The 22,466-nt window shown below is 44.6% G+C and carries 24 protein-coding genes; 20 read left to right on the plus strand and 4 right to left on the minus strand.

Features of this window, described 5'->3' with window-relative positions; genetic code table 11:
* Window positions 1–4 precede the first annotated feature (4 nt).
* From M4S28_RS05415 to M4S28_RS05510, 20 genes are all read left to right on the plus strand, one after another.
* Entirely contained in the window at window positions 5–892 is an 888-nt protein-coding gene (locus tag M4S28_RS05415) for a MinD/ParA family protein (RefSeq protein WP_004736216.1), read from the plus strand.
* Window positions 885–1,619, plus strand: a complete 735-nt coding sequence (locus M4S28_RS05420; protein WP_017076812.1) for an RNA polymerase sigma factor FliA — start codon at window positions 885–887, stop codon at window positions 1,617–1,619. The genes M4S28_RS05415 and M4S28_RS05420 overlap by 8 nt, the downstream gene beginning before the upstream one ends.
* 42 nt (window positions 1,620–1,661) lie before the next feature.
* Window positions 1,662–2,030 carry a chemotaxis response regulator CheY gene (gene cheY, locus M4S28_RS05425; protein WP_016767062.1) on the plus strand — a complete coding sequence of 123 codons (369 nt, stop codon included), beginning with the start codon at window positions 1,662–1,664 and terminating at the stop codon, window positions 2,028–2,030.
* 106 nt (window positions 2,031–2,136) lie between these two features.
* Window positions 2,137–2,868 carry a protein phosphatase CheZ gene (locus M4S28_RS05430; RefSeq protein ID WP_249632431.1) on the plus strand — a complete coding sequence of 244 codons (732 nt, stop codon included), beginning with the start codon at window positions 2,137–2,139 and terminating at the stop codon, window positions 2,866–2,868.
* A gap of 9 nt (window positions 2,869–2,877) precedes the next feature.
* Window positions 2,878–5,052 (plus strand): chemotaxis protein CheA, encoded by a 2,175-nt coding sequence (locus M4S28_RS05435; protein WP_249632432.1) that lies wholly within the window; start codon window positions 2,878–2,880, stop codon window positions 5,050–5,052.
* Between the two features lie 13 nt (window positions 5,053–5,065).
* On the plus strand, window positions 5,066–6,187 hold the full coding sequence (locus M4S28_RS05440; RefSeq protein WP_249632433.1) for a protein-glutamate methylesterase/protein-glutamine glutaminase: 1,122 nt from the start codon (window positions 5,066–5,068) through the stop codon (window positions 6,185–6,187).
* Between the two features lie 10 nt (window positions 6,188–6,197).
* On the plus strand, window positions 6,198–6,980 hold the full coding sequence (locus M4S28_RS05445) for a ParA family protein (protein ID WP_017076808.1): 783 nt from the start codon (window positions 6,198–6,200) through the stop codon (window positions 6,978–6,980).
* Window positions 6,967–8,136: a chemotaxis protein CheW gene (locus M4S28_RS05450; protein WP_249632434.1), complete on the plus strand. Its 1,170-nt coding sequence runs from the start codon at window positions 6,967–6,969 to the stop codon at window positions 8,134–8,136. The genes M4S28_RS05445 and M4S28_RS05450 overlap by 14 nt, the downstream gene beginning before the upstream one ends.
* A 74-nt stretch (window positions 8,137–8,210) precedes the next feature.
* Window positions 8,211–8,705, plus strand: coding sequence for a chemotaxis protein CheW (locus tag M4S28_RS05455; RefSeq protein ID WP_004736225.1), 495 nt, complete (start codon window positions 8,211–8,213; stop codon window positions 8,703–8,705).
* Window positions 8,705–9,217 carry a DUF2802 domain-containing protein gene (locus M4S28_RS05460; RefSeq protein WP_017090989.1) on the plus strand — a complete coding sequence of 171 codons (513 nt, stop codon included), beginning with the start codon at window positions 8,705–8,707 and terminating at the stop codon, window positions 9,215–9,217. Before M4S28_RS05455 ends, M4S28_RS05460 begins: the two co-directional genes overlap by 1 nt.
* 278 nt (window positions 9,218–9,495) lie before the next feature.
* The gene (gene ccmA, locus M4S28_RS05465) at window positions 9,496–10,113 is read left to right on the plus strand and encodes a cytochrome c biogenesis heme-transporting ATPase CcmA (protein WP_249632435.1); all 618 of its coding nucleotides are present in this window, start codon (window positions 9,496–9,498) and stop codon (window positions 10,111–10,113) included.
* 1 nt (window position 10,114) lies between these two features.
* Window positions 10,115–10,783 carry a heme exporter protein CcmB gene (ccmB, locus tag M4S28_RS05470; RefSeq protein ID WP_004736228.1) on the plus strand — a complete coding sequence of 223 codons (669 nt, stop codon included), beginning with the start codon at window positions 10,115–10,117 and terminating at the stop codon, window positions 10,781–10,783.
* 179 nt (window positions 10,784–10,962) lie between these two features.
* A complete protein-coding gene (locus M4S28_RS05475; RefSeq protein WP_004736229.1) occupies window positions 10,963–11,703 on the plus strand; it encodes a heme ABC transporter permease in 741 nt (246 codons plus the stop codon).
* Window positions 11,704–11,717: 14 nt separating this feature from the next.
* Window positions 11,718–11,924: a heme exporter protein CcmD gene (gene ccmD, locus M4S28_RS05480; RefSeq protein WP_004736230.1), complete on the plus strand. Its 207-nt coding sequence runs from the start codon at window positions 11,718–11,720 to the stop codon at window positions 11,922–11,924.
* A complete protein-coding gene (gene ccmE, locus M4S28_RS05485) occupies window positions 11,921–12,403 on the plus strand; it encodes a cytochrome c maturation protein CcmE (protein WP_017076805.1) in 483 nt (160 codons plus the stop codon). The genes ccmD and ccmE overlap by 4 nt, the downstream gene beginning before the upstream one ends.
* Complete coding sequence (locus M4S28_RS05490; protein WP_249632436.1) at window positions 12,400–14,370, plus strand: heme lyase CcmF/NrfE family subunit; 1,971 nt, start codon at window positions 12,400–12,402, stop codon at window positions 14,368–14,370. The genes ccmE and M4S28_RS05490 overlap by 4 nt, the downstream gene beginning before the upstream one ends.
* 5 nt (window positions 14,371–14,375) lie before the next feature.
* Entirely contained in the window at window positions 14,376–14,927 is a 552-nt protein-coding gene (locus M4S28_RS05495) for a DsbE family thiol:disulfide interchange protein (RefSeq protein ID WP_017076803.1), read from the plus strand.
* Window positions 14,924–15,412: a cytochrome c-type biogenesis protein gene (locus M4S28_RS05500; protein ID WP_102455746.1), complete on the plus strand. Its 489-nt coding sequence runs from the start codon at window positions 14,924–14,926 to the stop codon at window positions 15,410–15,412. Before M4S28_RS05495 ends, M4S28_RS05500 begins: the two co-directional genes overlap by 4 nt.
* Window positions 15,412–16,632: a c-type cytochrome biogenesis protein CcmI gene (gene ccmI, locus M4S28_RS05505; RefSeq protein ID WP_249632437.1), complete on the plus strand. Its 1,221-nt coding sequence runs from the start codon at window positions 15,412–15,414 to the stop codon at window positions 16,630–16,632. Before M4S28_RS05500 ends, ccmI begins: the two co-directional genes overlap by 1 nt.
* Window positions 16,633–16,757: 125 nt before the next feature.
* Window positions 16,758–17,543: an MlaA family lipoprotein gene (locus M4S28_RS05510; protein ID WP_017076800.1), complete on the plus strand. Its 786-nt coding sequence runs from the start codon at window positions 16,758–16,760 to the stop codon at window positions 17,541–17,543.
* A gap of 95 nt (window positions 17,544–17,638) precedes the next feature.
* Here the strand turns inward: M4S28_RS05510 and M4S28_RS05515 are convergent, their stop codons facing one another.
* The 4 genes from M4S28_RS05515 to M4S28_RS05530 form a co-directional block, all read right to left on the minus strand.
* The gene (locus M4S28_RS05515) at window positions 17,639–18,916 is read right to left on the minus strand and encodes an outer membrane protein transport protein (RefSeq protein WP_065605064.1); all 1,278 of its coding nucleotides are present in this window, start codon (window positions 18,914–18,916) and stop codon (window positions 17,639–17,641) included.
* A gap of 296 nt (window positions 18,917–19,212) precedes the next feature.
* On the minus strand, window positions 19,213–20,460 hold the full coding sequence (locus tag M4S28_RS05520) for an outer membrane protein transport protein (protein WP_102453150.1): 1,248 nt from the start codon (window positions 20,458–20,460) through the stop codon (window positions 19,213–19,215).
* Between the two features lie 297 nt (window positions 20,461–20,757).
* Window positions 20,758–21,486, minus strand: coding sequence for a DUF3379 domain-containing protein (locus M4S28_RS05525; RefSeq protein WP_145565706.1), 729 nt, complete (start codon window positions 21,484–21,486; stop codon window positions 20,758–20,760).
* A complete protein-coding gene (locus tag M4S28_RS05530) occupies window positions 21,479–22,027 on the minus strand; it encodes a sigma-70 family RNA polymerase sigma factor (protein WP_029224857.1) in 549 nt (182 codons plus the stop codon). Before M4S28_RS05530 ends, M4S28_RS05525 begins: the two co-directional genes overlap by 8 nt.
* Between the last annotated feature and the right edge of the window lie 439 nt (window positions 22,028–22,466).

Below are 22,466 nucleotides of genomic sequence, written 5' to 3' on the forward strand. Positions count from 1 at the left end.
AAATATGAATGAGAATATGATACACGATCAAGCTAGCGGCCTCCGTCGCTTAACCAAGCCTTCACTCACAAAAGTTATCGCTGTAACCGGTGGTAAGGGAGGCGTCGGTAAATCGAATGTGACGTTAGGTATGGCTATTTGTATGGCTCGCCAAGGCAAGAAAGTCATGGTACTGGACGCCGACTTAGGGCTGGCTAACGTAGACATCATGCTGGGCATTCGTTCTAAACGAAACCTGGGTCATGTGTTGGCTGGCGAATGTGAACTTAAGGATGCGATTGTCGAAGGGCCGCACGGAATTAGAATTATTCCAGCGACATCTGGTACGCAAAGCATGACTGAACTTTCACACGCTCAACACGCTGGGTTGATTCGTGCGTTTGGTTCGCTTGAAGATGAGATGGATATCTTGTTGGTTGATACCGCTGCGGGTATTTCAGACATGGTAATTAGCTTCTCAAGAGCGGCGCAAGACGTGGTTGTTGTGGTCTGTGATGAGCCTACCTCAATCACAGATGCATATGCACTGATCAAACTTTTGAGCCGAGAGCACCAAGTTCAGCGATTCAAAATTGTTGCAAATATGGTCAGAAGCTACCGCGAAGGCCGAGAATTATTTGCAAAGTTGACTTTGGTCACAGAGCGCTTCTTGAATGTGAGCCTCGAACTCGTAGCATGTATTCCTTTAGATGATAAAGTACGTCAATCAGTCAAGAGACAGAAAATCGTAGTAGATGCGTACCCTCGCTCTCCAGCTGCATTGGCAATCAGCTCTTTGGCTAATAAAGCATTGACCTGGCCAATACCAAAAACGCCAAGTGGACACTTGGAGTTCTTTGTTGAAAGGCTGCTGAATCGTACTGAATTTATAGAGGAACCATTTGGTGAATAAAGCGCTTACTTACGATCAACATGCTAATCACAATAGCCAACAGGCTTTTTTTGAGAAGTATTCTGTGTTGGTTAAACGTATCGCTCATCACTTGTTGGGGCGATTACCGCCTAATGTCTTGGTTGATGACTTAATTCAAGCTGGCATGATTGGCTTGATTGAAGCACAACAAAACTATGATGGTACCAAAGGCGCAAGCTTTGAGACGTACGCAGGTATTCGGATTCGCGGAGCTATGTTGGATGACATTCGCCGTGGTGACTGGGTGCCGAGATCTGTTCATAAAAACAATCGAGAAATCAGCAGTGCAATCGCGGAATTAGAGGGTACCCTCAATCGCGACCCAAGTGATGCCGAAGTGGCAAAGCACATGGGGCTGAGTTTAGACCAGTACCACAACGCTTTAACTGATATTAATTGCTCAAGACTTGTCGGGATCGAAGATTTAGGCGTCTCAGATGATGTAATATCTCCGAATGAAGACTCTCAAGATAACACGCCTTTTCAAGGGGTTGCTGATGAGTCATTTCGTCAAGCTTTGATCGATTCGATAAAACAACTTCCGGAAAGGGAAGGCCTCGTGCTTTCGCTTTATTACGACGAAGAACTCAATTTAAAAGAGATTGGGGAAGTACTAGGTGTCAGCGAATCTCGTGTCAGCCAAATACTGAGCCAATCTATGCAGCGTTTACGCACTAAGTTAAGTGCTTGGACACAGAACGACTAACAACACTGATTCTATTCAGTGGAGGCTAATTTGAACAAAAACATGAAAATTCTCATTGTTGATGATTTTTCAACGATGCGCCGAATTGTTAAAAACCTACTTCGCGATTTAGGTTTCAACAACACTCAAGAAGCAGACGATGGTTTAACCGCGTTACCTATGCTGAAAAAAGGCGAATTTGATTTCGTGGTAACTGACTGGAACATGCCAGGCATGCAAGGTATTGACCTGCTTAAACACATTCGCGCAGATGCAGAACTTAAGCACCTCCCAGTGCTTATGATCACTGCGGAAGCGAAGCGTGAGCAGATCATCGAAGCAGCGCAAGCGGGTGTTAATGGTTACATTGTGAAGCCTTTCACTGCTGCAACGCTGAAAGAGAAACTTGATAAGATTTTTGATCGCTTATAAGCATCAATAAGTTTTAGGCACTTCTAGGCAAACACTGACCGATAAGTTCTCTGTTTATCTCGATAGCCTAAGCGCACAAAGTATGCGGAGTAAGGCCGAACTCAGGATGATTTCATTAGAACAAGCAAAAAAATTAGTAGAGCTGCTTGAGAACGATAAGCAGCAAGATGCTGATTCTCTTGTTAGAAGCATTTATGAAGACAATTTTAGTCTTCAAGACAATCCAATGCTTCAAGAAATAGGAAGTTTGACTCGCGACCTCCATGACTCTTTGACTCAATTCAATTTCGATGAGCGCATCAGCGTTATCGCAAATGATGAAATCCCTGACGCAAGGGATCGCCTTCAGTATGTCATTGATAAAACGGAAGTTGCGGCAAATAAGACGATGGACGCTGTCGATCGTTGTATGCCAATTGCAGACAACCTACACGAGTGTTTACTTCAAGTAAGGCCTCAATGGAATGAACTGATGCATGGCCGCATTGAGCTGGCAAAATTTAAAGCTTTATGTCACCGCATTGATGAATTGCTTGTCCAAGTAGAAGGCGATAGTACTGAACTACGTGGACAATTGACTGAAATCTTGATGGCTCAGGATTTCCAAGACTTAACTGGGCAGATAATTAGCAAAGTTATTACCTTGGTGAATGAGGTTGAAGGACGTTTGGTCGAGATTCTCACGGTATTCGGTGCGAATCAAACAGAGCCAACTCCAGAGTCAGAGAAGAAAGCATCTATTGCGCCTGAAGGTCCAATTATGAACCCAGAAGAGCGCGAAGACGCTGTTGCATCTCAGGATGAAGTCGACGATTTGTTATCCAGTCTTGGATTTTAAAGGTAACGTATGAGCTACGATTTAGACGAAGATATTCTTCAGGACTTTTTAGTCGAAGCAGGAGAGATCCTTGAACTCCTATCAGAGCAACTGGTAGAGCTAGAGAATAACCCTGACGACAAAGACCTATTAAATGCTATTTTCCGTGGTTTCCATACAGTAAAAGGTGGTGCTGGTTTCCTAGCATTGACTGAGCTGGTGGATACTTGTCATGGTGCTGAGAATGTGTTCGACATTCTACGAAACGGCCAACGCAGCGTAACATCAGGTTTGATGGATACGATGCTGCAGGCGCTAGATACAGTTAATGTACAGTTTCAAGCCGTGCAAGATCAGGAGCCTTTAGTGCCAGCTGATCAAGCTTTATTGGATGAACTTCACCGCCTCTGCAGACCGCAGTCTGCCGATGAAGCTGCCCCAGTCGAAGCACCAGTAATCGCTGAGCCAGTTTTTGAAGCGCCTGCTGAACCGATCGTCGAAAGCGCAAGTATTAGTGCCTCTTCAGTGGATGATATCTCTGAGGATGAGTTTGAGCGTCTGCTTGACGAGCTTCATGGTAAAGGTGGTTCGCCAACAGCATCTTCTGTACCAACACCGCCGCCAGCTCCTGTTGCTCCTCAACCGGTTGCTGAGAGCGGTGATATTACGGATGACGAATTCGAAAAGTTATTAGATGAACTGCATGGCGCGGGCAAGAGCCCGACGGCAGTAGGTTCACCGCCTCCTCCTCCGCCAGCACCTTCTTCCGCACCCGTTTCGGCGATGTCTGAAGGTGATGACCTGATGAGCGACGAAGAGTTTGAGAAGTTACTAGACCAGTTACATGGTTCAGGTAATGGACCAACTATTGAAGAGCTAGATGCAGCAACTAAACCTGCTGCAGCGAAGCCTATTGCCCCAGTGCCTGCTCCACAAGCAGCACCTAAGCCTCAGCCATCTGCACCTGTCGCTGTTAAAGAAGCACCAGCGAAAGCTGAAGTTAAAGCGCCAGCGAAGAAACAACAAGCCGACGCTACAGTTCGTGTCGACACGTCAACACTGGATACCATCATGAATATGGTGGGTGAGCTGGTACTGGTTCGTAATCGACTTGTGAGCCTTGGCTTAAACAGTAACGATGAAGAGATGGCAAAAGCTGTCTCAAATTTAGATGTTGTTACCGCAGACCTCCAAGGTGCGGTAATGAAGACTCGTATGCAGCCGATCAAGAAAGTTTTTGGTCGTTTCCCACGAGTTGTCCGCGACCTTGCTCGTAGTTTGAAGAAAGACATTGTTCTTGAAATGCGCGGGGAAGAAACGGATCTTGATAAGAATTTAGTTGAAGCACTTGCCGATCCACTGATTCACTTAGTGAGAAACTCTGTGGATCACGGTATTGAAATGCCTGAAGCCCGTATTGCAGCTGGCAAATCACAAACGGGTAAAGTGATTCTATCTGCCTCGCAAGAAGGTGACCATATTGAACTGGCTATCGTTGATGACGGTGGCGGTATGGACCCTGATAAGCTTCGTGCTATTGCGGTTAAACGTGGTCTGATGGATGAAGATGCAGCGTCTCGCTTATCAAACAAAGAGTGTTTCAATCTTATTTTTGCCCCTGGCTTTTCAAGCAAGGAGCAGATCTCGGATATCTCTGGCCGTGGTGTAGGTATGGACGTTGTGAAAACAGCGATCAACACACTGAATGGCTCGATTGATATCGATTCAGAGATGGGGCAAGGCACCAAGATTACGATCAAGGTTCCATTGACGCTAGCGATTCTACCAACCTTGATGGTCGGTGTTGCAGGTCACCCATTCGCATTGCCATTGGCATCTGTGAACGAGATTTTCCACTTAGACCTCAGCCGCACTAACGTGGTTGATGGCCAGCTGACGATTATCGTTCGCGATAAGTCTATTCCGTTGTTCTACTTGCAAAACTGGCTAGCACCTAAAGCGGGTATTGTGGAATTGCGTAAAGGACACGGCCATGTTGTTATCGTACAGCTTGGTAGTCAACGTGTTGGTTTTGTTGTTGATACGCTTATTGGCCAAGAAGAAGTTGTTATCAAACCACTTGATAAACTACTACAGGGCACGCCAGGAATGGCAGGCGCGACAATTACAAGTGATGGACACATTGCATTGATTCTAGATGTGCCGGACTTGTTGAAGCAGTACGCAGCTGCGTCAAGAATTTAATTTAAGGATAAATATGGCGATTAAAGTATTAGTCGTTGATGATTCGAGTTTTTTTCGTCGTCGCGTTAGCGAGATCATCAACTCAGAGGCTCGCCTAGAAGTCATTGATGTAGCAGTAAACGGTAAAGAAGCGGTCGAGAAAGCGAAACAGCTGAGACCTGACGTAATCACGATGGACATCGAAATGCCTGTCATGGACGGCATCACCGCCGTTCGTGAAATCATGGCTGCGTCGCCAACGCCTATTTTAATGTTTTCATCGCTAACGCATGATGGTGCGAGAGCAACGTTAGATGCGTTAGACGCTGGTGCTCTAGACTTCCTACCTAAGAAGTTTGAAGACATCGCACGTAACCGTGATGATGCTGTCGCATTGCTTCAACAACGTGTGATTCAGATTGCAGCAAAGCGTGCGTTTATGCGCCGTGCTCCTATTGCGCCACGATCTACAGCTACACCGGCAACAACTTCAACACCATTGCGCCAACCGATTTCAGCCGCAGTTTCAGCAGTGAAACCAGCGGTTGCATCAACGGCGAAATTCAGAGCTTCGGGTAAAAAGTATCAATTAACTGCAATTGGTACCTCTACTGGTGGCCCTGTTGCACTACAGAAAATTTTGACGCGCATCCCTGCACACTACCCACATCCGATTGTGTTAGTTCAGCATATGCCAGCAACGTTCACCGCCGCTTTTGCTAGCCGACTGAATACCTTATGTAAGATTGAAGTTCGCGAAGCACAGGACGGAGATGTGTTGAAACCTGGAGTGGCTTATCTTGCTCCTGGTGGTAAACAGATGATGGTTGACGGCCGTGCAGGATCTGCTCGCTTAAGAATTATCGATGGCGGCGACCGAATGAATTACAAACCTTGTGTGGATGTAACCTTCGGCTCTGCAGCGAAAATCTACGGCGACAAAGTCTTGTCTATGATACTGACCGGTATGGGCGCTGATGGTCGAGAAGGTTCGCGTATGTTAAAAACTGCGGGCTCGACAATCTGGGCGCAAGACGAAGATAGCTGTGTTGTATATGGTATGCCTCAAGCTGTAGCAAAAGCTGGCATTTCTACTGAAGACCTCCCTCTAGACCGCATTGCGGAAAGGATTTTGGTTGAAGTTGGGTTAGCTTAGGTAAATCGAAATGATTGTTTGGAGTGTTGCAAACCAAAAAGGTGGTGTTGGTAAAACGACCTCGACCGTGACCCTAGCAGGTTTACTTGCGTTGAAGGGGCACCGTGTTCTGTTGGTTGATACTGACCCGCATGCATCACTAACCACCTATCTGGGTTACGACTCAGATACGGTGGAATCGAGTCTGTTTGATCTATTTCAGTTGCGTGAGTTTAACGCGCCGACAGTAAGACCTTTGATTTTACAAACGGAAGTCGAAGGTATCGATATTATTCCCGCGCACATGTCTTTGGCAACATTAGACCGTGTGATGGGAAATCGAAGCGGTATGGGGTTGATCTTGAAGCGTGCTTTGGCGGCTTTGAAAGACGACTATGACTATGTACTTATCGATTGTCCGCCGATCTTGGGTGTGATGATGGTCAACGCATTGGCTGCCAGTGACCGTATTTTGATTCCGGTACAGACTGAGTTTTTGGCAATGAAGGGCTTAGAGCGCATGATTCGCACTTTGGCTATTATGCAGAAGTCTCGCAAAACACCATTTAAGGTGACGATTGTCCCGACGATGTACGACAAGCGAACTAAAGCATCACTGCAAACATTAACTCAGCTAAAAGAAGATTATCCAAATCAAGTTTGGACATCCGCTGTGCCGATAGACACTAAGTTTCGAGATGCTAGCCTAAAGCGCTTACCAGCATCTCATTTTGCATCGGGTAGTCGTGGTGTATTTGCTTACAAACAGCTGCTTATTTATCTCGAAAGGCTGGCGATAAATGAGCGCGAATAAAGAATCAACAATGGCGCGATCAAGTTTATCAAGTGAACAAGCACTTGATGATTACTTTAGTGCGCTGTTAGGTGATGAAATGCTGGATTCTGACGAATTTTTTGTTGACGAGACCAGCGATGAGTCATCATCTGCAGAGCCAGAGCCAGAGCCAGAGCCAGAGCCAGAGCCAGAGCCAGAGCCAGAGCCAGAGCCAGAGCCAGAGCCAGAGCCAGAGCCAGAGCCAGAGCCAGAGCCAGAGCCCAAATATTCGAGTTACTCGACCTATGCCGAGTTACGAGAAGCTGAATTTGAAGTGCCCAATCTGGAAGACGTTCAAAAATTACTGAGCCGCTTAGAAGCGACGAACGTGGTAGATGAACTGAATCTTGATGAATTAATGGATCAGAACACGCAGAAAATCGCTCAGCAAGCAGACATGCATATGTTTGATGCTGCGGTGGAATCCGTTCAGCTTTCTGTAGAGCCTGAGATTCAAGATTGGAACCTCCCAGAGTCAGATTCATCAATGGTTGTTGATCGACTTGTTGAACGACCAATTGAGCAGCAAGCCGAGTCTCCAATAGCTGAAGAGTCGCACGTTGAAGCTCTGCAAGACGAAACTCACACTGAAGAATCAGAAATTGAATCTATCAGTGAGCCCGAGGTTGAGCTTGAAACTCAATCTGGCGGTATTGAACGGTTTACATCTTGGGAAACTACGGCTCGAACAGAAGATTTTCAGGTACTGTATTTTGACGTCAACGGGGTAACATTTGCTGTTCCTCTTGATGAGCTTGGTGGTATTCATCGCCTTGAAGAGCTAAGCCATTTGATTGGTAAGCCTGCTTGGTATTTAGGTTTGCAAACAAATCGAGATAGTCAGTTAGATGTGGTCGACACCGCAAAGTGGGTGATGCCTGAGAAACTAACGAATGATGAATACAAAGAAAACTATCAATATATAGTGATGCTTGGCGAAAGCTTATGGGGGCTTGCGGGTACTGAACTTAAAGGTACCGAGCTTCTTAATACAGATAAAGTTCGTTGGCGAGAAATGGCAGGTAAACGCCCATGGCTCGCTGGTATGGTAAAAGAAAAAATGTGTGCTTTGATTCATGTTGAAGCATTGATCGCCATGCTAAACGCAGGGCTAGATGTAAAAGCATTAAGCTAGTAATAAGCATTAGGCTAACAATAAACGCATCAAGTTAATAATAGTGGTCGGTAACGACGGCAAGAGGATTAAATATGTCTCATATGAGTGAAATTGAAGTAAGAAAAGACCCAACCAATGATGAAGTACTTCAATGGGTGACATTCCAGCTAGAAGAAGAAACTTACGGCATTAATGTTATGCAGGTACGTGAAGTACTTCGCTACAGTGAAATTGCTCCAGTACCGGGTGCTCCAGATTACGTTCTAGGTATTATTAACCTGCGTGGTAACGTTGTTACTGTTATCGACACTCGTTCTCGCTTTGGTTTGATGCAAGGTGAAATCACAGACAACACTCGTATCATCGTTATTGAATCTGAGCGTCAAGTCATTGGCATTCTAGTAGACAGCGTTGCTGAAGTGGTTTACCTACGTTCTTCTGAAATCGACACTACTCCAAGTGTTGGTACTGATGAAAGTGCTAAGTTCATCCAAGGTGTAAGTAACCGTGATGGTAAGCTGCTTATCTTAGTAGATCTAAACAAACTACTAAGCGAAGACGAATGGGATGAGATGGCTCACCTGTAATGTTTGAAGCGCTTCCTTTAAGCCCTGTTGCTCTGATTGCCGGAGTCGGGGTTTTTACGTTATTCATCGTGATTTTGATTAGCAAAGTAAAACGTGCGATTCAAAAGCAGCTCGATCAGTCACGCCTGCAAGTTCGTAACTTGGACAAAGAGCTTCAAAAATCGAGCAAGCAATTGCTTGAGGTTCGCTCTGTCGTGGTTGGCCTTGGTCAGAAAGTGACGGAACAGCAAGATCTAATAAAGCACTTGAATGAACGCATTGTAGAGCTGGAACATGTTGATACCGATGGGCGCTTGTACACGCGTGCAACGAAGATGGTTCAGCTTGGTGCAGGGATAAACGAACTGATCGAAGAGTGTGAATTACCTAAAGCTGAAGCTGAGTTGATGATGTCTCTGCAGAATAAGCTCGCGGGTAAGGAAAAAATTCCTTCGTTAAGAAGTAACCCTTCATCGTACGATGAACAACCAGATGCATCTCATAAGCGCAGAGACCCAACTCGACGTCGTTAAATTGAGCGCTCGCTGCGTATTGAGTAATTGATGTTTATCGTGCACTCCTCTTAAAAGAAGCTTCGGCTTCTTTTTTTGTGCCTGACAGCTCTATATAGAACGATGTTTATAAGTGCTTGTATCTAAGGCAATATCTTGTTTGTTGATGAAAATGTGTAAATTGTGATGCGGTGGTAACAGTTTCTTACGGAGTTTGTTCTATCGAAAACGCCTAGTCCTGTTTTGTCACCATATTGGTGTGCTACTATAGCCCTTTCATTACTCGACTAAATTTACCTATGCTTGAAGTCTCAAATTTAACTGCTATTCGTGACGACAGGGTTCTATTTGAATCGTTGTCTTTTCAATTGAAACCCGGTGAGCTGGTTCAAGTTGAAGGTCGTAACGGTACTGGGAAAACGACACTCCTTAGGATTGTCACCGGGTTAGGTGATCGTGATGAAGGCACTATCTCTTGGGATGGTGAGTCCATTGAAACGAGTCGAGATGTGTATCACCAAAATTTGCTTTTTCTTGGTCACCAAACTGGCGTAAAACGCGAGCTTAGTGCCTATGAGAACCTGAGCTTCTATCAATCGATTCACAGCAGTGGAACGAGTAAGGAAGAACTTTACAATGCATTGGCTCAAGTCGGCCTTGCTGGACGAGAAGATGTGCCTGCAGGTCAACTTTCGGCGGGTCAACAGCGCCGTGTAGCATTGGCTCGTCTGTGGCTAAGTAAGCAAATGTTGTGGATTCTAGATGAACCGCTGACTGCCATTGATAAGCAGGGCGTTAAAGTTCTTGAGTCTCTTTTTTCTCAGCATGCAGACAACGGTGGCATTGTGTTATTAACCACACACCAAGATATGTTTGCTGATAGCCCGAAACTAAGAAAAATAAAGTTGGGTGAGTAATATGATTTCTTCAATGACAACGATCATTCGACGTGAGCTGTTGATCGCATTTCGTCGCCAAGCCGATATCTTTAACCCTCTGTGGTTTTTTATCATTGTCATCACCCTTTTCCCATTGAGTATCGGCCCTGAGCCAAACCTACTTGCGCGTATCGCAGCGGGCATTGTTTGGGTTGCTGCTTTACTTTCTGCATTACTCTCTCTCGAACGATTATTCCGAGATGATTTTCAAGATGGCGCCCTCGAGCAGATGATGCTGATGCCCATCCCGTTGCAGTTGGTAGTATTGTCCAAGGTCATAGCGCACTGGTTATTGACAGGGTTACCATTAATATTGATCAGTCCGTTGTTAGCGGTACTGCTGTCCTTGGATTTCGATACTTGGTTATCGGTGGTCTTAACGTTATTGGTTGGTACGCCTGCATTAAGCTTTATTGGTGCGATTGGTGTCGCTTTAACGGTTGGATTACAAAAAGGCGGTGTGCTGTTAAGTCTGCTTATTTTGCCGTTGTATATCCCAATTCTTATATTTGCTACATCCGCGATTGATGCGGCAGCACTAGGCGTTGCGTATAACGGACAATTAGCTGTGTTAGGGGCAATGCTAATGGGCGCAATGACGCTCACCCCATTTGCCATAAGCGCAGCGCTGAGAGTGAGTGTTAACTAGTTAATTATCCGATTAAAACTAGCTAACCAAGCGCTCACTTCCACTTTGTTTGTTCAGAGTGAACTAATTGAAGCTTTTAAACTCATAGAGTCACTGAAAGAGACAGTAAGCCAAAATAAATTATAATAATTATAGCTGTGATAGCTGTAAGCAATATGAAGTAAGAGTGAGATTACAACATGTGGAAATGGCTCCATCCCTATGCCAAAGCAGAAACCTCTTATCAGCTTGCTGGTAAACTTCTGCCGTGGTTCTCTATCCTAGCGCTATTGTGTCTATCAGTAGGTACTGTGTGGGGGCTTGCATTTGCGCCTTCTGATTACCAACAAGGCGATAGCTTCCGTATCATCTATATCCATGTTCCGTCTGCAATTTGGTCGATGGGCGTATACATGTCGATGGCAATTGCGGCATTTATCGGCTTGGTATGGCAGGTGAGATTATCAGACATGGCTGCATTGGCTATGGCGCCTATTGGTGCTGTATTTACCTTCATAGCGCTGCTAACCGGTGCTGTTTGGGGTAAACCAATGTGGGGTGCTTGGTGGGTTTGGGATGCGCGTTTGACCTCAGAGCTGATTCTTCTATTCCTATACTTGGGTGTGATTGCACTACACCACGCTTTTGACGACCAAAAAACCGCAGCGAAAGCAGCAGGTATTTTGGCGATCGTTGGTGTCATCAATCTACCTATCATTCACTTTTCAGTAGAGTGGTGGAATACACTTCACCAAGGCGCGACGATTACTAAGTTCGATCAGCCTTCTATTTCAAGTGACATGCTATGGCCGCTTCTTCTCAACATCTTCGGCTTCGCCTTTTTCTTTGGTGCTGTGACTATGGTTCGTTTTAGAAACGAAATCATTAGTAAAGAAAGTCACCGTCCGTGGGTTCGTAAACTCGCGGCTGATAAAGCGTAGTAGGGTAGGTAATTATGTATTTTGAATCTCTGAGTGATTTCTTTGCCATGGGTGGCTACGCCTCATATGTATGGAGTGCATTTGGAATCACATTCCTCGCGATGATCATTTTACTGGTCTTAAGCGTTCGTCGTGGTAAGCAATTACTAAATGAAGTACAAGCTAAGATTGATCGTCAAGCTCGTATCGATGCAGCAAAAAATATGGAGAACACTCTATGAACCCAAGACGTAAAAAGAGGCTGGGCATTGTCTTAGCGATCTTTTTTGGTATCAGTGCAACTGTTGGATTAATGGTTTATGCGCTTAACCAGAACATGGATCTGTTCTACACGCCAACTGAGCTTGTTAACGGCAAAGACGGCAAGAAACCTGAAGTTGGCCAACGTCTGCGTATTGGTGGCATGGTTGTAGTCGGTTCTGTAAGCCGTGACAACGAATCACTACGTGTAAGCTTTGACTTGAAAGATGTTGGTCCTAAAGTAACGATTTTATACGATGGCATTCTTCCTGATCTTTTCCGTGAAGGGCAAGGTATTGTTGCTCAAGGCGTTCTGAAAGATGCGACAACAATTGAAGCTTTCGAAGTCTTAGCGAAACACGATGAAGAGTACATGCCTTCTGAAGTTGCTGAAGCAATGAAGAAAACCCATGAGCCAATGCAGTACTCGACAGAACAAAAAGAAGGAAGTGCTCAATGATAGCCGAGATCGGCCACTTTGCCATGATCCTGTCCTTAGGGCTGGGATTGCTATTGAGTGTGCTCCCGCTGTATGGGGCAGCTCGAAATAACACATTATTAATGAATAGTGCGCGACCGCTATCATGGGGTATGTTCGGATTCCTAGCGATTTCGTTTTTTATCTTGTGCTACGCGTTCTACACCAATGATTTTACGGTTCAATACGTAGCAAGTAACTCGAATAGCCAACTTCCTTGGTACTACCGAATCACAGCGGTTTGGGGTGCTCATGAAGGTTCATTACTGCTTTGGGTTCTTATCCAAGCGGGTTGGACGGTTGCAGTAGCGACGTTTAGCCGTGGTATGCCTCAAGAGTCTGTGGCTCGCGTACTGGCTATCATGGGTTTGATTACTGTCGGCTTCTTGCTGTTCATTATCGTAACGTCTAACCCGTTCTTACGTACACTGCCTTACTTTCCTGTCGATGGCCGTGACTTGAACCCATTACTGCAAGACCCGGGTTTGATTATTCACCCGCCTATGCTTTACATGGGTTATGTAGGTTTCTCGGTTGCGTTCTCTTTCGCTATTGCTTCTCTAATGAGCGGTCGTCTAGATACGGCTTGGGCTCGTTGGTCTCGTCCTTGGACAATCGCTGCTTGGTTATTCCTAACGGTAGGTATCGCACTTGGTTCATGGTGGGCTTACTACGAACTTGGCTGGGGTGGTTGGTGGTTCTGGGATCCAGTAGAAAACGCTTCATTCATGCCTTGGTTGGCTGGTACAGCGCTGATGCACTCGCTTGCGGTAACAGAAAAGCGTGGCACATTTAAAGCCTGGACAGTATTGCTGGCTATCTCTGCATTCTCTTTAAGCTTACTAGGTACATTCTTAGTTCGTTCGGGCATCTTGGTATCTGTTCACGCATTCGCGTCAGATCCTGCTCGTGGTATGTTTATTCTAGGTTTCCTAGTGTTCGTTATCGGTGGTTCACTGCTGTTGTTTGCTGTTAAAGGCGCATCGGTTCGTGTCCGTGGTAACTTTGATTTGGTTTCTCGTGAAAACGCACTACTCGGCAACAATATCTTATTGATTGCTGCGTTAGTGGTTGTGTTAGTGGGTACGTTGTTACCACTCGTTCATAAGCAGTTAGGGCTGGGCTCGGTTTCAATCGGTGCACCATTCTTTGATATGTTGTTCTTCTGGTTAATGATCCCGTTCTCGTTCCTATTGGGTATCGGTCCACTGATCCGTTGGAAACGTGACAACCTGTCTAAGCTTATTAAGCCAATGTTAGTTTCGGGTATCTTCTCGTTAGGTTTAAGTGCACTAATGGTGACCATGCTAGCTGACCGCTTCAGTGGTACTGCTTTTGCTGGTTGGGTGATGGCGTTCTGGATCTTCTTCATGCACGGCTTTGAGCTGCATGAGCGTGCAACACACCGTCATACCTTCATGAAAGGCCTAACTAAGCTACCTCGTAGCCATTGGGCAATGATCTGTGGTCACATGGGTTTAGCCGTAACAGTGATCGGTATCGCGATGGTGCAAAACTACAGCATCGAACGTGATGTGCGTTTAGCGCCAGGCGAAAGCTACCAACTTGAAGAATACAGCTTCCTGTTTACAGGGGTTCGTGACAAAGATGGCCCTAACTACGATGGTTACATTGCTGACTTTGAAATTACCAAAGAAGGCAAATACATCAACAGGCTTCACGCTGAAAAACGTTTCTACACCACAGCTAAGTCTATGATGACTGAAGCGGCGATTGATCGTGGCGTAACGCGCGACCTTTATATCGCAATGGGTGAGCGTTTAGACGACAACAAATCTTGGGCTGTACGTATTTACTACAAACCATTTGTACGTTGGATCTGGGCGGGTTCTTTGATCATGTCGATTGGTGGTGTGATTGCTATCAGTGACCGTCGTTACCGTTTCCGTAAGCCAACGAAAAAGTCGGCTCAAGAGCAGGAGGCTTAATTCGAATGAACAAGAAGATTTTATTCATTCCATTGATTGCGTTCATGGTTCTAGCTGGAATCTTTGCAACTCAATTGATGCGTAACCAGTCGGGTGATGACCCGACTAAACTTGAATCCGTATTGATTGGTAAGCAGGTTCCTGAGTTTGGCCTAGAGGATTTGGAACAGCCGGGTAAGTTTCATGATCAAGCTATCTTTAAAGGTGAGCCTCTGCTTCTTAATGTGTGGGCGACTTGGTGTCCTACTTGTTATGCAGAGCACTCTTACCTGAATAAGTTAGCGGATCAAGGCGTTAAGATTATTGGCCTTAACTACAAAGATGATCGCAATAAAGCGGTTGGTTGGTTAAAAGAGCTGGGCAACCCGTACTTAATCAGCTTGTTCGATGGCAACGGTATGTTAGGTCTTGACCTTGGCGTATATGGCGCTCCTGAGACCTTCCTCATTGATGCCAGCGGCGTGGTGCGTTACCGCCATGTTGGTGACGTGAACCCGACTAACTGGGCATCGACGCTTCAGCCGATGTACCAAGAGTTATTGGAGGAGGCGAAATGATTAAACAAACACTTGTAGCAATGTTTGCCACCTTCGCTATCTCTGCGTCGGTAACGGCTGCGCCTATCGAATTTCATGAGTTTGATACGGTTGATCAAGAGCAACAATTTAAAGATTTGAGCAATACGCTTCGTTGCCCAAAATGTCAGAACAACACGATTGGTGATTCGAACGCGGAACTTGCGGTCGACTTGCGTCAAAAAGTGTATGAGATGACAAAAGAAGGCAAATCTGAGCAAGAAATTATTGATTATATGATTGCTCGTTACGGTAACTTTGTAACGTACAACCCGCCACTGACCTTAGCGACATCGATCCTATGGGTTGGTCCGTTTGCGGTTGTTGTATTAGGTTTTGGTTTGATTGTTTTACGAAGCAGAAAGTCAAAATCAAAAGCAGTAGAGTCCAATAAAGACTGGGATGCAGACAAAGAAGCACGTTTAAAAGCGTTACTCGACGAAGAGAACGACGGAGATAAACAGTAATGACTCTATTTTGGATTTCTACAATTGTCCTTTCGCTAGCAGCGGTTTTATTGATTGTTCTGCCTTTTTTGAACAAGAAGGAAAACAACGATGACGTGCTTCGTGATGAGTTGAATAAAGCCTTCTATAAAGATCGCTTAGTTGAATTAGAAGTAGAAGCTGAAGAAGGCCTTGTTGATAACCAGCAAGAACTGATCGCTGACTTAAAACAGTCGCTACTTGATGACGTTCCAACGCAAGAAAAAATCAAGAGAACACAAATATCTACGCTGGGTGTCGTTGTACCGTCAGTGATCCTGGTTCTGGTTGTAACTTATGGTATGTACTTTCAGTTTGGTGCATTAGATAAGGTTCAACACTGGCAAGAAGTGAGTTCGAACCTTCCTGAGTTGTCTAAAAAGTTAATGTCATCAGAAGGTGGCACGCTTACCGATGATGAACTTGAAGATTTGACTTTAGCGCTTCGTACTCGTCTTCACTATCAACCAAAAGATTCAACTGGTTGGTTACTGCTTGGTCGTATTGCATTAGCAAACCGTGACGCAGAAACAGCGAAAGATTCTATGGAAAGAGCTTACAAACTTGAGCCTAAGAATGAAGATGTTCAGCTAGGCTTTGCTCAAGCACTGATGCTTTCACCTGATGAAGCCGATCAAAACCAAGCTCGTTTAATTTTGAGCCGCTTGATTCAAAATGATTATGTTGATCTTCGTGTGTTCTCACTGCTAGCGTTTGATTCTTTTGAACGTCAAGATTATCCGGGTGCTGTGAAGTACTGGAGCATCATGCAACAGATGATTGGTCCACAAGACAGTCGCTACGAGATGTTGTCACGCAGTATTGAAAGTGCTCAGAAGAAAATGGGCGACACCATGGGTGTTGACCAAGGTAAGAGTGTTGCAGTAACGCTTGAGCTGTCTGGCGATGTGAATGCTGATCCTAAGTCTGTGTTGGTTGTTTCAGTACATAGAGCTGATGGTTCACCAATGCCGGTCGCTGCAGCCCGTTACCCATTGGGTTCTTTCCCTCGCACTGTTGTTCTCGATGATGGTAACAGCATGATGGAAGGATCTAAGTTGTCTAGCCTTGAAACTCTGATGGTTAGAGCTAGGCTTGATACAGATGGTAACGTTTCAACTCGCGATGGTGATTGGTACGGTGAAAGTGAAGTGGTTGAACTGGGTGTTCCAGTGACCATTAATATCAATAAGCAATATTAATCATCATTTTGCATAGGTGTTAGCTATTCCGATTTTGCAACAAACGGTATAGACTTACGCAACCAATTGAGGCCAGCGATTGCTGGCCTTTTTTTATTATATGAATTCCTTATGGAAAAGGTGATATGTCTGTCAGTGTTTTAAGACTCTCGAGTTTACTTTTTATCGCAAGCTTAACGGTGGGCTGTTCTAGCGCGCCAGATGAAAGCACGAACGATAATAACCTCGAAACCTCTGAATACGTCGAAGAATCCCACCCGAATGACCCTTTCGAAGGGTTCAACCGAGCGATGTGGGATATCAACTACGAATATCTTGATCCTTATTTAGTTCGTCCTGTTTCACTCGCTTATGTTGGCTATACCCCTGTTCCAGTTCGTTCTGGTATCTCAAATTTTTTAGCCAACTTAGACGAACCTGCGAGCATGGTGAACAACATATTCATGGGTAATGGCGAGAAAGCACTCGACCATTTCAACCGTTTTTGGATTAACTCAACTTTTGGTCTGTTGGGCCTAATCGATATTGCCAGTGAAGCGGGTATCACCAAATATGACGACAAGTCGTTTTCTGATGCGATTGGTCATTATGGGGTGGGTAACGGACCGTACTTTATGGTACCGGGTTATGGCCCTATTACGACTCGTGAAGTGACGGAGCAAGTGGATAGTTTATATGTGCCTTTAGCTCTGTTGAACTTCTGGGCGAGCCTCGGAAAGTGGGCATTTGAAGGTATGGAGACTCGAGCTCAGTTAGTTTCTCAAGAAGCTCTGTTGGATGACTCGCCAGATCCATATGCTCTAACTCGTGAAGTTTACATTCAGCGTCGTGACTTTAAAGCCGAAATCGAACCGGAAGAAGTCGATCTGGAAGAAGAAGATTTCATTGACGGATACCTAGAAGATTACTAGATATAAGATTTTGAACAACTGATAAAAGAAAGGCTCGATGTTGAAAATAACATCGAGCCTTTTTTATATTTGCTACTTTAGATTAAGTAACCAGATTAGAAACGGTAGTTAGCTTGGATACCTACTAGCCAAATGCTACCCGTCACTTCACCTTCGAAGCTACCGCCAAATAAATCCGCAGCAGTATCGGTTTCATGCATCTTAGCATCTTTCGCTAAAATGTAAGTGAAGCCGGCATCTAGAGTTAATTGCTCAGACCATTGGTATCCAGCACCAATGCTTAACCAAGTACGGTCTGTTTCTGGGATCGTTGCTGTACGGTGCTCTTCACTTACCGCTGAAGTGTCGTATGCAATACCAGAACGTAAAGCTAACTTAGGTGTCATTTGGTAAGTCGTACCAAGAGCAAAGCGGTAGTTGTCTTCCCAGTTCTCTTGTTTGATTTCTACGCTGTTTTCACCCGGAAAATCAGCAACAAGCTCTTTAAAACTGCTCCAGTTTGTCCAGTTAATGCTTGCGTGAACCGCAACTTTTTCAGTAAGCTGGTGGAAGCTAGCAAGTTCCGCTGTTGCTGGAAGAGCAAGATCCATTGAGCCGCTCTTGTGAGCTGCTGGGTTTGCTTGGTTGAAACCAAAGCCTTTTGCATAGCCTTCTAGAGTTAGGTCTACTTCTGATTTGTAGGTAAAGCCTAGGCGGTTGCTTTCATTGATCTGCCATGCTGTACCCACTTGCCAACCCCAAGCCGTATCATCGCCTTCCATATATTTTAAAGCAGTGCCTGCAGGTAAAGGAACTAGAGAGTTCGCTGTAGATACTGCACCAAAGCTACCTTCAGCCATGATGTAACGAACACCACCACCAATAGATACGCTCTCAAGTACTTGGTATGCCGCGTTTAGGTTTAGCTCCATTGTCGTAACACTTGCTTCGTTACCGTGGTTTGCGCCACCAAAGTCTTTACCTAAGTCTGTTTCCATACCGTAGTTAGTGCCCGCAGCAAAACCTAATGCAAACTTGTCGTTGTACTTATGAGAAACATAAAAGTTTGGAATTACTGCACTGTGTGCAAAATCACTAGAGTTTGATGAAGTAGACTGACCCATCATAGACGTAGAAGTACCGTCGATATCAATGTTCGGGTCAACATAGATAGCGCCAACAGAAACTTGTGTGCCTTCTAGGTAAGTCAGCATTGCTGGGTTACGCCATTGTGCGTCTGCACCGTCAGCCATTGCGGCTTCACCAGCGTACGCACGGCCTAAGCCCGTTGCTGAGTATTCTGCTAGTTGAAAACCGGCCGCGTGAGTGACGGTAGAAGTCGAAAGTAGTCCAACTGCCACTGCAGCAGATAGAAGAGTCTTATTCATTTTCATTATTATGTTCGCTGAATCATAAGTATTTAGTGTCGTGATTCTACGTTTAGAGCTATTACTTTAAAAATGAAATTCGAATAAAACAGTGTTTTAGGGATTAAATGAGTAAATGTGTTTAATTATTAGAGAAATAATCTAAATGTTTCGGCTGTGTTGCGAAGTTTGAGCGTACACTTGTAGGCATATTTTGCCTCTGCAGGCTACAGCTGTAAGCTTAAATTGATGTTGGTCAGAGGGTTATGCAATAAAAAAGGGTCGCGTAATGCGACCCTTTGGGATTGTTAACTTCGATTATATTAGAAGCTACGGCTATACTGCAGACCCATTAGGATTGCATCAGCATGTGTAGTGCCAGTAATTGATGAAACTGTTACTGGACCTAGCTCAGTTGTTTCTTTCACATCAACATCGTCACCCATTAGGTAAGTGAAGCCAAAGTCGATGTTTGATTTATCATCTAAGTGATACGTGAAGCCTGCAGAGAACCATTGACGGTCTGAATCAGGAACTGAAATAGAAGTTAGTTCGTCTTGTGCGCTTGTGTCATACATGTAACCAGCACGTAGAGTCCAATCGCGGCTCATGTAATATGTACCACCAATAGCGTAGTGCATGCCATTCTGCCATTCATACTCATTTAGTACGCCAGCATCTTTAGCTTCTAGCTTGTCGAAAGAGCTCCAACCTATCCATTGAACAGAGTAGTGTACAGCAAACTTGGTGTTTTCAATGCGGTGGTAACCAGAGAACTCTAATAGGTCTGGCAACGGCATTAACAAGGTATCGTTCTTATATTCGGTACCTGTATAGCTAATATCGCCTTTCGCTTCAAGTTCAGGAGAGTAGTGATAAGCTAAACCGAAACGGTTGTTTTCATCTAGCTCAAATACAGTACCCACGTTAAAGCCTAGTGCCCAACCATCAGCATCAACATTTAGAGCATCGCCCTGCATACCAAGAGGGTTTGGTCGTTGAAGTTCGCCTTTACCGTAGATTAAATCTAGACCAGCACCAAAGCTCCATTGGTCATTTAGGCGGTAAGAGCCAGCTAGACCAAAGTTAACGCTTTGTACATCTGTCAAGCCACCATACTCGTTACCAGCATAATCTGAAGAGAACTCAGTTTTAGTGCCGAAGTTAGAATAAGCGTTGATACCCCATGCAAACTTGTCATTAACAGGAACAATAAGGTGGATGTTTGGAGCGATAGAAGTATCACCTGCATCATCGTAGTTTGCATTTGAAGACAGAGGAGAAGAAACTCCGCCTGGATTGTAGCTAGCATCTTTAACTTCAATCATTGAAGTTATGCTTTCAAAACCAAGTGACAGTTCAACACTATCAAATAGTGCCATTGCTGCAGGGTTACGTGCCATTACTGACGCGTTATCTGCGATTACGGCGTCACCAGCGAAAGCACGGCCGATGCCGGTTGCTGATTGTGCGTTAATTTGAAAACCTGCTGCCATCGCTTGCGAAGACGCCAGTGTGATTGTTACTGCTAAAAGAGACTTTTTAAACAGACGCGTGTTGTTGGTAGTCATTCATTTATTCCTTTATATATCCGCCTCTACAGGGCGATTAATTTGAGCAATTGCTCAATGGTGGCTGATCCTATTCGCAAGTATACGATATACAAATCCGACCATTGGAAATTTTGAGGGTAAAATTATGGAAATGACGCCTATCTGGCACGAAAATGGTGTGAAATGCTGTTTTTTAGAGTTTTAACTCTAGAGGTATTGGTGCGGCGAATGGTTTTGCGGTTTATTGATAAATAAAGCCCAGCAATATCAGTGATATACTTGCTGGGCCTTTTGTTACGGGGCTTTGAGAGCAAATTAGCTCATTGGTTTGATCATTTTTGTCAGCTTTTCGGCGATTTTAGAGACATCCTCGCCATCTTCGCCGACAAGGATCAAACTGCTGCCATCGATCGGTGTTACTGAGCCTGACATGCCTTTTTCATCAAAGTCGATAGACTTGTCAGTCGGAATTCCAGTTAAAAACAGAGTGACCTTGCCTTTTTCGCCTTGAAAAACCATGTGCATTGCGTTGGACTTGCCAAAACCGCAATGGTTTAGGTAATACACATGATAAGGAAAGGCTTCATCAAACTGGTAAGCAAATGGATTCATTTTTGCGTTGATCTGTTGTGATGTCACTTGTTCGTCGATTGAACTAACAAAACTTTTCTCATCAACAACATGTTTCATCGCGGTATCGACCAAACTTGCTTGAGCTGGAGCAACCAGTGCGTTTCCCCAATTAACCTGTCCAACCAATAAGCCTGCAACGAACGCAACTGAAGCGGCCATCGCCATTGCTCGTCGAGCAAAAGTAGGTCTTACGACTTTACTTTCTTCGCTCGATGTTTGATTGAACAGAATGCGATCAGCAAGATCGTCGGGCACATCAACATTCATTGCTGAATGGATCTGCTTATCAAGCGATAGTACATCGTCTAAGAAGTGACTATTGGCTTCACTGCTTGCTACAGCATCGATAATATCTGGTGTTCGTTGTTTAGGTTCCGACAAAACACGACGACGAAATTCTAAATCATCCATTATGTTGCCCCCTCTCTGCCTCTTCTGTATCCAGCATCTCTTTCAACTGATTTCGAGCTCTGAATAAACGTGTCATTACTGTGTTTTTGTTGAGATTGAGGATATCTGCAATCTCTTCACCACTAAATCCACCAATCACTTGTAGGAAGAGTGGTTCACGGTAATCGACTTCAAGTTTCATGATCTGAGCTTGCAACCACAAATGTTGATGGTGCGGGTCATCACTGACACTAGCATCATTACCATGATCGTCGATATCAACTAGATCAAACTGTTTGCGTTCAAAACGTCGAGCATTCTCGCGTCGCAAGATGGTAATCAGCCAAGATTTAGCGGCTTTTTCATCTTGAAGGCTATCTAATGACTTCCATGCACGAAGGCAAGTTTCTTGCACTAAGTCTTCGGCAATGGTTTTGTCTTTGCATAACCAATAAGCGTAGCGAAAGAGGTCACGATGATAAGCACGCACGAGTGCTTCGTATTTTCTTTGTTTGTCCATATCAGAGTTGACCGGACGCTTGGCAGTTTTCTTTCCAAACATTTTTATTATCGACACACGAGCCTCCATAATTGCTCTGTGTATAGCTGTCTTCTATACGTTGTGCTTTGTTTTTATATTGTGTTTCGTTTTTAGAGCTACCGATTTGCAGGAAATCGTAAAATCACAATGAAAATTGATCTACTTCAAAATCTAAGGCTTCGAACAAGCTATAGTACACCTTGTCGTCTAGTTAGTCATTCGTGGCTAGCATGTTGAGCAAGACGACACTTCCTTTTGAAGGCTGACTTTACTTTCTCCTAATCAGGAAACTGATTATTTCAATTGGCGTTAAGTTAATTGCTTTATATACATTCCGACCACACAGTTTTGTGTGGTTTTTTTTTGCCTCAAGAAAACCATTCCCTACACAGCGATAACAGTCTTTGCTTACAATAGTTTAGTCTCTTACGACAACCTTTCCCCCAAAAAGGTTCGCCTG

This window comes from Vibrio sp. J383 (genome assembly GCF_023503985.1).
Taxonomy (GTDB): Bacteria; Pseudomonadota; Gammaproteobacteria; order Enterobacterales; family Vibrionaceae; genus Vibrio; species Vibrio splendidus.

Bases quoted from the DNA above. Each gene is read 5' to 3' on its own strand.
- M4S28_RS05415 (WP_004736216.1), top strand. From the start codon at position 5: ATGAATGAGAATATGATACACGATCAAGCTAGCGGCCTCCGTCGCTTA.
- cheY (WP_016767062.1), top strand. From the start codon at position 1,662: ATGAAAATTCTCATTGTTGATGATTTTTCAACGATGCGCCGAATTGTT.
- M4S28_RS05430 (WP_249632431.1), top strand. From the start codon at position 2,137: ATGATTTCATTAGAACAAGCAAAAAAATTAGTAGAGCTGCTTGAGAAC.
- M4S28_RS05435 (WP_249632432.1), top strand. From the start codon at position 2,878: ATGAGCTACGATTTAGACGAAGATATTCTTCAGGACTTTTTAGTCGAA.
- M4S28_RS05440 (WP_249632433.1), top strand. From the start codon at position 5,066: ATGGCGATTAAAGTATTAGTCGTTGATGATTCGAGTTTTTTTCGTCGT.
- M4S28_RS05445 (WP_017076808.1), top strand. From the start codon at position 6,198: ATGATTGTTTGGAGTGTTGCAAACCAAAAAGGTGGTGTTGGTAAAACG.
- M4S28_RS05450 (WP_249632434.1), top strand. From the start codon at position 6,967: ATGAGCGCGAATAAAGAATCAACAATGGCGCGATCAAGTTTATCAAGT.
- M4S28_RS05455 (WP_004736225.1), top strand. From the start codon at position 8,211: ATGTCTCATATGAGTGAAATTGAAGTAAGAAAAGACCCAACCAATGAT.
- M4S28_RS05460 (WP_017090989.1), top strand. From the start codon at position 8,705: ATGTTTGAAGCGCTTCCTTTAAGCCCTGTTGCTCTGATTGCCGGAGTC.
- ccmA (WP_249632435.1), top strand. From the start codon at position 9,496: ATGCTTGAAGTCTCAAATTTAACTGCTATTCGTGACGACAGGGTTCTA.
- ccmB (WP_004736228.1), top strand. From the start codon at position 10,115: ATGATTTCTTCAATGACAACGATCATTCGACGTGAGCTGTTGATCGCA.
- M4S28_RS05475 (WP_004736229.1), top strand. From the start codon at position 10,963: ATGTGGAAATGGCTCCATCCCTATGCCAAAGCAGAAACCTCTTATCAG.
- ccmD (WP_004736230.1), top strand. From the start codon at position 11,718: ATGTATTTTGAATCTCTGAGTGATTTCTTTGCCATGGGTGGCTACGCC.
- ccmE (WP_017076805.1), top strand. From the start codon at position 11,921: ATGAACCCAAGACGTAAAAAGAGGCTGGGCATTGTCTTAGCGATCTTT.
- M4S28_RS05490 (WP_249632436.1), top strand. From the start codon at position 12,400: ATGATAGCCGAGATCGGCCACTTTGCCATGATCCTGTCCTTAGGGCTG.
- M4S28_RS05495 (WP_017076803.1), top strand. From the start codon at position 14,376: ATGAACAAGAAGATTTTATTCATTCCATTGATTGCGTTCATGGTTCTA.
- M4S28_RS05500 (WP_102455746.1), top strand. From the start codon at position 14,924: ATGATTAAACAAACACTTGTAGCAATGTTTGCCACCTTCGCTATCTCT.
- ccmI (WP_249632437.1), top strand. From the start codon at position 15,412: ATGACTCTATTTTGGATTTCTACAATTGTCCTTTCGCTAGCAGCGGTT.
- M4S28_RS05510 (WP_017076800.1), top strand. From the start codon at position 16,758: ATGTCTGTCAGTGTTTTAAGACTCTCGAGTTTACTTTTTATCGCAAGC.
- M4S28_RS05515 (WP_065605064.1), bottom strand. From the start codon at position 18,916: ATGAAAATGAATAAGACTCTTCTATCTGCTGCAGTGGCAGTTGGACTA.
- M4S28_RS05520 (WP_102453150.1), bottom strand. From the start codon at position 20,460: ATGACTACCAACAACACGCGTCTGTTTAAAAAGTCTCTTTTAGCAGTA.
- M4S28_RS05525 (WP_145565706.1), bottom strand. From the start codon at position 21,486: ATGGATGATTTAGAATTTCGTCGTCGTGTTTTGTCGGAACCTAAACAA.
- M4S28_RS05530 (WP_029224857.1), bottom strand. From the start codon at position 22,027: ATGTTTGGAAAGAAAACTGCCAAGCGTCCGGTCAACTCTGATATGGAC.